We start from the raw sequence: 10,552 nt of genomic DNA on the forward strand, positions 1-10,552 counted from the left end.
GAGATAGAATACTAAGCTCGCTGGTTCTTGAGCATAAGAACCAAGCCCGTTTATTGACGATTCACTCCCGAAGCATCGGGATCACCATTCACGATTCACGATATCCTTATTTTGCGTTCAGATTTCAATTTTTTAATTTTGACTTTTGAATTTTTACTTCTATGCGCGTGTTATTTCTTTTCCTGCTGATTTCTCTTTCAATTGCATCATCCGCCCAGGTGATAATTCCTTTTGAGCAAACCCCGCAGGGGCATATCCTGATCAAAGCGGTAGTCAACGGCGTGGAAGGAAGTTTTGTATTCGATACGGGCGGAGGAGTGAATGTGGTTACCAAAAAGTTTGCAAACAAAGCAAATATCACCCTGCAAAAAGACGGTGGCTACACGGCCTTCCGTGCTACCGGCGAACGCGTAGATGTAGTCTTCTATGCATCGCAAAGTATTGCCATCGGCAGTTACAAAATCGACAAGCCCGAGATCGCAGTACTAGATGCCGATTTTGGTCCCATCGACGGACTGATCTCGCTGGTCAATTTCCGCACACAACCTTTCACGATCGATTATTCGGGGAAAAGACTGGTGCTGGAAACCACAAAGAGTTTGCAGGCCATCCGCAAGAAAAATCCCGCTACGGTTCCCTTGCAGCTGGAAGATTCCCGGGGCCGTTCGCTCGATATTTTTGCTTATTTCCAGGTCAATGATACATTGACATTGCAATTCCTGCTCGACAGCGGTTCAGGTTCGGGTGTGTTTCGTCTCAATCCGCGTTATATGCCGCAACTGGGCATTGACAAAAGCGATTCAGCAAAAGTACAGGTGCGCGAACACCGCAGCGAGATTGACACCGCATTTGTCAGCCGTACTTATATCGCTGAGATCAAAAAATTGCAACCTCATCAGACAAGCGCCAGGCCGCATACAGCTTTCAAGGCGGCATTCGTTGACGGACTGATCTACGATGGCATCATCAGCATCGACTGGATGGGCCCGGTGCTCACCTTCGATCTGGCGCGCCGCGAATTGTTAGTAGGTCAGGAAGCTAAATAACGCTCCAGCTTTTCCCATGTTGCCGTAAATCCGCGTTGCATGTCCTCGCTGATCTGCAACATGCCGTCCTTTTCTTCGGAAGTTGCATTGATCGGTTCACCTGTGATGGTGAGGGTCGTTTTGCCGGCATGCTCTGTAAAATACAGGCGGTAAAGAATTTCTTTTGGTAAGGGAATGTCGAAGGGAGCGGGGATCACATTTCCTTTTTCATCTGCAAAAGCATTGCTGAACTCCAGCACATCATAGGGACGAATAGTACCAAATAGAAAGCGGCCATAGTTGATAATGCCGTTGTGTTCCATCTTAAAATGAAAAACACCACCCGGTCTGAAATCCAATGAGAGTACGGAGTTGGTAGTTTCCGCAGGTCCCCACCACTGCGCCAGCGCTTCGGCTGTTGAAAAAGCGTTGAACACCAATTCACGCGGCGCATCGAATACATGCACCAGTTTAAACGGTGCTTCTTTTGTTGAAGGAGTACTCATTACTTATGTTTTTTAGTTGTTTGTACTTTGTCGAGATAATGTTCAAGGGAATGGAATTTTGTTTTCCAAAACTTGCGGCAATGATCCACCCAGCGGCTTACTTCATCGAGTTCCTTTAGTTTAGCTTCACACCATTGCTCGCGTCCCTGCCGCGTAATCTGTAGCAACCCGCATTCAGAAAGGATTTTTACATGCAGCGATACAGCCTGCCGGGTCATGTCGTATTTGTCGGCCAAAGTCGTAAGGTTGACAGGCTGGCGGGCAACAGTTTCCAATATATGACGGCGCGTAGGATCTGCGATGGCCTGAAAAACATCTCTTCTGATTTTCATAAAACGCAAGTATTTACTTGCAAAAGTAAATGCAACTATTTGCTTGCGCAAATTTTTTTATGAAAAAGGGCAACGTTTTTTCCAGCGTGTCTGTCAGTGATGAAAACTGATTGTTATGAGAATTTACGCGATACTGGCTATCATCGGATTGATTGGTCTATCAGCCTGTTCCAAATCAAAGGATTGCGATTACCGTAAAGCCACGGTAATACGTTATGATTGCGATCGTGTCGTCTTGCAATTGAGCGAAGATTATCCGATCGGAGAGGATAATTGGTATGATGCAAATTCGGGTGAGCGTTATGATAATGTAGTGAGTTGCCTGAACATCTGTACCATCCGTGAAGCAACGAGGGCAGTGCCTAACGCAACCGTCTATGTGAAATTGAAGGAGACAACACGTACCAATGGGGAAACTTGCCTGGTTTGTGTTGGCATTCCTTTATCAGCGCCGGCTGTAGTGGTGGAAGCAACGGCCGTATCTGCTTCGCAATGCCGTTAAATTTTTTGGATAGTTTTATTATCTTTGTGGCTCAAACACAGAACTGAACATGTAGACCTCACTTTTTTCCGGATAAATAAAATAGCAGGCAGCTGCCTGGTTTCTTCACGTTAAAGGAAAAAAGTATGTTGTTTCTTCAAGATGTGGTCTACACGCATCCCAATGGAGATGTGTTATTCAGCGATATTCATCTGAACATATTACCGCAGCAGAAAGCAGGAATTGTCGGCGCCAATGGTGCTGGTAAATCTGTATTGCTCCAACTCATAGCCGGGTTGCTCAAACCCTCGTCGGGTACCGTTCGCGCAGATCGCCCGGTTTATTATCTGCCGCAGCTGGCGGATCAATTCTCCTCTTTTTCTATTGCGGAAGTGTGGGGCATCGCCGCCAAACGCAATGCCCTGCATGCGATATTGAAGGGTGAGGTGAATGAACATCATTTCACTTTGCTCAATGACGACTGGACACTGGAAGAACGCTGCGTCGAAGCACTCGAAGCATGGGGGCTGAAAGATGTGGCATTGGATCAGTTGATGGCGGGCTTAAGCAGGGGACAGCAAACGCGGGTGTTGCTGGCGGGCATCACACTGCGCCAGCCCGCATTGGTCTTACTCGATGAACCGAGTAATCATCTCGATAAATCAAGTCGTGAGCAATTGTACGCCTACCTGCGCGACACACGCGATACGGTGCTGGTGGTAAGTCATGACAGAACATTGCTGGATCAGCTGCCTTTTATTTATGAACTCAGTGAAAAAGGGCTGCAGGCATTTGGCGGTAATTACAGTTTTTATAAAGAACAAAAAGAACTGGAGCAGTCGGCGCTTCAGCATGAACTGAAAGAAGCGGAGAAAGCATTGCGCAAAGCAAAAGAGCTCGAGCGCGAGACAAAAGAACGGCGGCAGCGCCAGGATGCACGCGGAAAAAAGAAACAGGAAAACGCAGGTCTGCCCACCATTTCCATGAATACATTCCGCAACAACGCGGAAAAAAGTACCGCTAAACTAAAAGGCATTCACGAAGAAAAAACGGGCCAGTTATCAGGAGATGTAAAACGTCTTCGTGAAATACAACCCGATGGCAGTACCATGCGCCTCGACTTCGATGAAGCAGCGATGCACCGCGGCAAACGGCTGATCGGAGCAAAAGATGTACAGGTAAAAATAAACGGCAGGTGTTTATGGAAAGAACCGCTGAACCTCGACCTGTTCAGCGGTGATCGTGTTGCCATAGCCGGTGACAATGGTTCCGGGAAAACGACCATGCTGCAGCTGTTGCTCGGGCTGCGACAACCCGATGAAGGGAAAGTGGAAAGGGCTGAATTTAACTACCTGTACATCGATCAGGATTATTCGCAAATCGGCGGGAGGCAGACAGTGCAGGAACTGGCCGCTGCTTATAATACGGCGGGTCTGCAACCACACGAACTCAACAGCCGCCTTACACATTTTCTTTTTTATCAGGAAGATTGGGACAAACCCTGCTATGGGTTGAGTGGAGGTGAACGCATGCGGTTGTTGCTGTGTTGTCTTACGCTAACCGATGAGCCGCCGTCCTTATTGGTGCTGGACGAGCCTACCAATAATCTGGACCTGCAGAATATCTCCATCCTCACTGAAGCGGTGCGATCGTACAAAGGCACTTTGTTAGTGGTATCGCATGATGAATGGTTTTTGAAGGAGGTAGGAGTGGGAATTAATTTGACGATAAAGGTATAAGGTATAGGGTATAGGGTATCGAATGGTTACTTAGCGCCTTTGCTCCTTATGTTTCTTTGCGTGAAAATTGCGTCTTTCTAAGCGAAGCCGATTCGCATATTTATTATCTTAGAACCTGAAGATTTTTTGAACTATGCTGATTCCTCAAATCGCCGGTCACTTCCGGCAAGTATATTTCGGTGGCAACTGGACGGCTTCCTGCCTGAAAGATCAGTTGTCCGATATCAGTCGCGAAGAAGCGGTAACGGCCATTCCCGGATTGACCAATACGATATTGGCGCTGACCTATCACATACACTACTATGTGGTGACAATTCGTGGCGTGCTGCGTGGCGGTCCGCTGGATGCGCACGATAAATTCAGTTTTGATCATCCGGCTATCGAAACGGAAGAACAATGGCAATTGTTTTTACTGGATGTATGGAAAACAGCCGAAGAGTTGGCTGACCTGATGGAACCATTGCCCGATGAAAAACTGGATGAAAACTTCACCGACGAAAAATATGGTAACTATTACCGCAACTTGTCTGGTTTGATTGAACATACACATTATCACCTCGGGCAGATTGTGGTGATGAAGAAGATGATAAGGAGTGATAAGTAGTAAGTTAAACAGCCGTTATAAGTTCTAAGTATAAACAGCCATGGTTCGTATACACACGAACCATGGCTGTTTATTGACGATTGACGATTCACACTTTCTACTTTTCGTGGAAAACTTCTTTGGAAGTCGTTCAGGATTTGTTATGCAAAAAACCGAGTTTTGCATTTGAGAAGAATAAACCATGTCCGGCGACCTGAGCCATCGCTGAGCATGCAGTCCAAACCAACCAACCGTCCATCCACCGATGCGCCACCTGCTACTCGTGCTATTGCTGGTGCCAGCAATAGTATTTGCCCAACACGATACGTTGGCACCTGAAAAGGTACCAGCTTCTTACGTTGATAAGATCGGCGAAAAAGCCGCGTTCATCGACAAACAACTCGATAAAAAAACGGATAAACTACTTTCTTCCCTGCAAAAGCAGGAGGAACGCATGCGCCGCAAACTCGCGCGCAAAGACTCCGCCAAAGCCGCCGAACTCTTCGGTGATACCAAGGCCAAATACGACGGCCTCCGCGACAAACTCTCCCACATACAATCCGGTTCTTATAATGCGTCCATCGATACTATGGCTACCAGCCTGCAGTTCCTTCAACAAAACGGGATTGCCAAAGATGTAACGCAATCATTGGACAAAGTAAAAGGACTGCAGCAAAGCTTTGCGCAGGCAGAATCGGTGCAGCAGTTCATCAAAGAACGCCGCGCGCAATTAAAAGAACAATTGCTGAAAATGGGGTGGGCCAAAGAACTCAAACAACTCAACAAACAGGTCTATTATTACCAATCACAGGTTGCCGAATACAAGGAGTTATTAAAAGATCATAAGAAGGCAGAGAAGAAAGCACTGGAAATGCTGAGCAAAACGCGCGTATTCCGCGACTTCATGAAGCGCAACAGTATGCTGGCTTCTTTGTTCCGCACACCGGGACAAGATGGCAATGCCGCGTCCCTCGCGGGTTTGCAGACCAGGACAGAGATCAACAACCTCATCGAAAATCAACTGGCAGCGGGTGGTCCTGCTGCAAGAGAGCAGTTCCGCAACAACCTGCAACAGGCGCAATCGCAACTCAACTCCTTAAAAGATAAGATCAACAAAGCCGGTGGTAACGGGGATGTGGAAATGCCGGAAGGTTTTAAACCCAACAACCAGAAGAATAAATCATTCTTTCAGCGACTGGAATACAGCACACAGGTGCAGAGCCGCAAGGGCAATGGTTATTTGCCAACGAGTACTGATCTGGGGTTATCGGTTGGCTATAAAATCAATGATAAAAGTATTGTGGGCATTGGCATGGACTACAGCATGGGCTGGGGGCATGAAGGCATCCGCAAGATCAGGATCAGTCATCAGGGAATCGGGTTCAGGAGTTTTGTAGATGTAAAACTGAAAGGCAGCTTCTGGCTCTCGGGCGGGTATGAGCAACATCACCGCGCGGAATTTAAACGATGGGAGGAGTTGCAGGGTAGGAATGCCTGGCAGCAGAGCGGGCTGATCGGTGTGAGCAAGGTTGTTTCCCTTCAAAGCAAAGTATTCAAGAAGACCAGCATAAAGTTATTGTGGGATTTCTTAAGCTACCGGCAGGTGCCACGCACACAGCAGTTCCTGTTTAGGGTAGGGTATAATTTCTAAGCGAACCACGAAGCCGGTATCAGCACCGGTGGAGTTTTAATAAAAACCAAGATGAGAAGATTATTAGTAGCCGCCTGTTTATGGTGGAGCCTTGGGGCTTCTGCACAAACCTCAGAAGAACTCAACCAGGCATTGAACAATGTGATTCCTTCCACACCTAACTCAGCCGCTATCGACAAATTTGGAACGATCCCGGTGGATTATTCCACGGGTGTGCCGCAGATTTCTTATCCGCTGTGGAGCTGGAAACGCAACAAACTGTCGCTGGCCCTGGGACTGAGTTATCATGCAGGAGGCCACAAAGTAGAAGACATGGCACCGAACACGGGACTGGGTTGGGCGCTGAGCGGCATCGGCCGTGTGTCGCGTACGGTGAGAGGATTGCCGGATGACCTGGTTGTAAAAGGGAGCCTTTATACAGCAGCATTACCTTTGCTGGTAACGAGTTCGTACGATGGGGGATATGTGGCCATGCCGGCATATATTACGAGTCTGTGGGCTACAAAAAATCCCAATGAGGCAATCAGTCTTTACAATTCACCTTATTCAGATCTTGTTCGCGATATTTCCGAAGGTGTAGTCGATGGCGAATTAGATTTGTTCAGCTATTCATTTCCTGGCGGATCCGGCCGTTTTGTGATCAACAAAAATGGCGACGTGGTGCAACTGGAGAAAAATAATAACAAGATTACCTATTTGCTTGATGGTACTAACGGCCGCATCAACTCATTCACGGTTACTTCTGACATCGGTATCGTCTACACGTTTGCCAAAAAGGAAGTGCAGCACGCAACCACTTATTCTACCTCTCAGGCTGTTACTCCCGGTTCTGTAACCCTTCCTTCGAGCTGGCTGATCACGTCTATAAAAGATCCGGAAACCAATGATGAGATCACGTTTGAATATGCCGCTACGCCTACGACTCCGGGCATCACCTATGAAACGGGTTTTAATGAGAGCCAGACTTTCGGCATCACCAAAAGAAACGAGGCGGACTATTTTATCAGCACCGATTTTACGGTTAATGACCAGTCTCGCAGCCATATCTATATTCAAATTACGGAAGAAGGGGCGGTGAGCAAAATCAGGTTGCCCGACAGTTCAATCGTTACATTCGATTATAATTTTCCACGCGAAGATCTTACCAACAGCAGTGCGTTAACGGGGCTGACGGTTAAAAATATGTACCAGGATGTGGTAAAAAAGACATTATTCAGTTATAGTTATTTCCTCTCTACCGGTACCTCACTTTTCGGCAGCTCTTCCGCCAATGATTATAACAAGCGTCTTCGCCTGGATTCCATCAAAGAAATCTCCAATGACGGGGTGATCTCGCGTCCGACGGTATTTGAGTACAATCCTTTACAGTTGAATCTGCGCGACTCGAAGCTGAACGATTTCTGGGGATATAATATTTCTCCCAGCCGTCCCAACGGTGGAGGTATTCCAAGGATTCGTTTGGAAGACGAGGAGTGGGGCGTTAATCCCGGATATGGCCGTTGGTTGAGTGGCGGTGACCTGAGCCCTGATCCGGTGTATACGAAAGCGGCCGTGTTGGAAAAAATAATTTACCCGACCGGAGGCAGTAATAGTTTTGAGTATGAGAATAACCGTGCATTTTCTACTTTAAATTATTATGAAAACGAGGCCACTTCTTCGACACTGCAATGGAACCTGGCAGACTTTAACACCAACATGCAATTGCTGATGCCGGGAAGAACGGAAGAGGGCGTGGAGATATTTTTCCAGACCGTTGAACTCGGCCCTCGTAGCACACCAAATCCTCCTACCTGTTTTGGTGAAATGCAGGATGTAACCATGGTTACTTTTGAGATCACCCAAGGGTTAAGCGTATATTATGAAGAAGTGCAGGCCCAATACAATCATTTCCTGAATGGTTATATTGCCACACTGACTATGCCGCTGACGGGCGGCGATTACCAGATCAAACTGGTGTACGATGCGGGTATGACCTGTGCTTACGAATATCCCTTCAAAGCAGTGGCCTATGCTAAATACAAGACTACGCCGCAGGACAAACTGGTAGGTGGTTTGCGTATCAAAAAAGTACTCATGGACGATGGTATGGGCAATGTTACCAGCAAAGAATACGATTACAATGGTGCCGACGGCCGTTCATCCGCGTCGCTGAGTATAGTACCTAATTATGGTTACTACCGCACCACTATCAATATGGCCACTAACGGGGGACATGATCTGATTACCCAAAAAATCCACCGCAGCAGCAGTCCCACTTACACACTCAACTACAGCGGGGGAGCGCCGCTCATTTATAAAAAAGTAACGGAGAAACTGACCAATGCGGGTGTCATCGAGCGGACCTATGACGATATTTATGATGACGTGTATCCTGGTAAATTTCCTTATATCCCCTTGTACGACTATCCGCAATTGACGGGTATGTTGATGACAGAAAAAACAAAGGATGCTTCGGCCGTATTGCAGCGAGAGACCATCAACACGTACAATACAACCTACAAGCAGGACACCACCGCTGCGGCCCGCAGCCTGAAAGTGGGGGCGATCGCTTCGGGGGTTGATTTTCCTGGTAAATACTATGCAGTTGATAACTATCGCATGACGATTGCGCATACAGAACTGACGCAGGCGTTGACTAAAGAATATGCCGGCAGCACCGTGTTGACCACCACGGTACAAAATACCTACGATCCTTCGAGCACTTACCTGCGTACCAGCACCACAACTGATAGTAAAGCCGAAACACAAACGCAGGCGATGCAATACGCGGCAGAAACCGGAACGATCGCAGCGACCATGCAAACCCGCAACATCCTGAGCCCCGTAGTGGTAGCGGATGTGTATGAAAACGGCAGCCCGTTAAACCAACTGCAGACCAAACAAACGGATTATGCACTGTGGAACAGCAATACGATCACCGCACCGGCCACCATCAAACACAGCGAGAATGGCAGCAGTACGTTGATCACGGACATTACCTTTAATAAATACGACGACAAACGCAACGTACTCGAATATGTAGCACGCGACGGCGTGGTAACGGCCTTTATCTGGGGTTACCGCCAGCAACACCTGGTAGCGAAAGTAACGGGCAAGAGCTATGACGATGCGGTAAGCTTGAGCGGTGTAAGTCTTTCCGTATTAAACAATCCATCTTCCAATGCCGCCATGCTGACGGAGTTGAACAAACTCAGGGCCTTGAGCAATTGCCTGGTGACGACGTATACTTATACGCCACTGGTGGGTGTGACGACGGAAACAGACCCGAATGGCATCACGGCGTATTACGAATATGACAGCTACAATCGCCTCACCCTCGTACGCGACCAGGATAACAATATCCTGAAGCGCATCTGTTATAATTATTATGGACAGGTGCAGGATTGTGGCGGCGGTACCTCACCCCAATGGCAGGTACAGAGCAGTTCTTGCCAGGTATCGAACGGCAATTTCACCGGATACCTGATCACCGTGGAAAAAGACATGAACCCCAACAGTTCCACTTTCAACCAAACACGTACCGTTACTTCGGCTCAGCCTGATGCCACCTGCGTATGCGAAGGGGAAAGCAAGAAGGTGATCAACGGCGTATGCGAAACGGGAGAGAAGATTTGTGAGAGTGTGGTACGCGTGGACCGAAATACCTGGAAACACTATTACCATTATAAGTTCAGCGATAACAGTGTGAGTCCGACCTACGAGGCACCCGGAACCGGAGGCTGTAACACCATTGAATTTTGATTAGCAGGAGTGTTTGTTTAAGCAGCGAACGATAAATGGCTGTTTACACTTCGACAAGCTCAGTGCAACGCTTAAAAACTTAATACTTACAACTTATTACTTATAACTCATCTCAATATGAAAAAAATATTCATCGCACTTACCGCAGCATTCCTGCTCAGTTGGACTCTTCCGGTAGAAAGCATTTACATCTACCAGCAACCCGCGGCGGATGGCAGTACGATTATCTTTAATGATTTTCAGCAGAAAAAACTACTGTTGGTTAATATCGCCACCGGCAGCGATAAAGTAGCGCAGTTGGCGGAGTTGCAGCAACTGCAACAACAACATGCGGACAGCCTGATCGTGATCGGTTTTCCAACCAACAGTTTTGGCAATGAATCGCGTACGGACAGTGCCATTCGTTCGTTTTGTTCATCGCAGTATAACGTGACCTTCCGCCTTGCGGCAAAAGGCGATGTGCTCGGTGCGCAGCAGATTCCGGTGTATACCTG

General features: G+C 47.6%; 8 protein-coding genes and 1 pseudogene. 7 read left to right on the forward strand and 2 right to left on the reverse strand.

Features of this window, described 5'->3' with window-relative positions:
• The first annotated feature begins 161 nt into the window (after positions 1-161).
• A complete protein-coding gene (locus H608_RS0111345) occupies positions 162-1,046 on the forward strand; it encodes a retropepsin-like aspartic protease (protein ID WP_028787776.1) in 885 nt (294 codons plus the stop codon).
• Here the strand turns inward: H608_RS0111345 and H608_RS0111350 are convergent.
• Together H608_RS0111350 and H608_RS0111355 are read right to left on the reverse strand one after the other, a co-directional pair.
• A complete protein-coding gene (locus H608_RS0111350) occupies positions 1,031-1,531 on the reverse strand; it encodes an SRPBCC family protein (RefSeq protein WP_028787777.1) in 501 nt (166 codons plus the stop codon). The genes H608_RS0111345 and H608_RS0111350 overlap by 16 nt on opposite strands.
• Complete coding sequence (locus tag H608_RS0111355; RefSeq protein ID WP_028787778.1) at positions 1,531-1,863, reverse strand: ArsR/SmtB family transcription factor; 333 nt, start codon at positions 1,861-1,863, stop codon at positions 1,531-1,533. Before H608_RS0111355 ends, H608_RS0111350 begins: the two co-directional genes overlap by 1 nt.
• Positions 1,864-1,978: 115 nt before the next feature.
• Here H608_RS0111355 and H608_RS0111360 point away from each other — a divergent pair, with 115 nt between their 5' ends.
• The 6 genes and pseudogenes from H608_RS0111360 to H608_RS22120 all read left to right on the forward strand — a co-directional run.
• The gene (locus tag H608_RS0111360) at positions 1,979-2,365 is read left to right on the forward strand and encodes a hypothetical protein (protein ID WP_028787779.1); all 387 of its coding nucleotides are present in this window, start codon (positions 1,979-1,981) and stop codon (positions 2,363-2,365) included.
• A gap of 125 nt (positions 2,366-2,490) precedes the next feature.
• The gene (locus tag H608_RS0111365; protein ID WP_028787780.1) at positions 2,491-4,083 is read left to right on the forward strand and encodes an ABC-F family ATP-binding cassette domain-containing protein; all 1,593 of its coding nucleotides are present in this window, start codon (positions 2,491-2,493) and stop codon (positions 4,081-4,083) included.
• 133 nt (positions 4,084-4,216) lie between these two features.
• Positions 4,217-4,687, forward strand: a complete 471-nt coding sequence (locus H608_RS0111370; RefSeq protein WP_028787781.1) for a hypothetical protein — start codon at positions 4,217-4,219, stop codon at positions 4,685-4,687.
• A gap of 244 nt (positions 4,688-4,931) precedes the next feature.
• Entirely contained in the window at positions 4,932-6,317 is a 1,386-nt protein-coding gene (locus tag H608_RS0111375; RefSeq protein ID WP_155990136.1) for a coiled-coil domain-containing protein, read from the forward strand.
• Between the two features lie 51 nt (positions 6,318-6,368).
• Positions 6,369-10,058: an RHS repeat domain-containing protein gene (locus H608_RS0111380; protein WP_028787783.1), complete on the forward strand. Its 3,690-nt coding sequence runs from the start codon at positions 6,369-6,371 to the stop codon at positions 10,056-10,058.
• Positions 10,059-10,175: 117 nt separating this feature from the next.
• Positions 10,176-10,552, forward strand: a pseudogene (locus tag H608_RS22120) (hypothetical protein); the annotation flags it as partial.

This window comes from Terrimonas ferruginea DSM 30193, assembly GCF_000425585.1.
Lineage (GTDB): Bacteria > Bacteroidota > Bacteroidia > Chitinophagales > Chitinophagaceae > Terrimonas > Terrimonas ferruginea.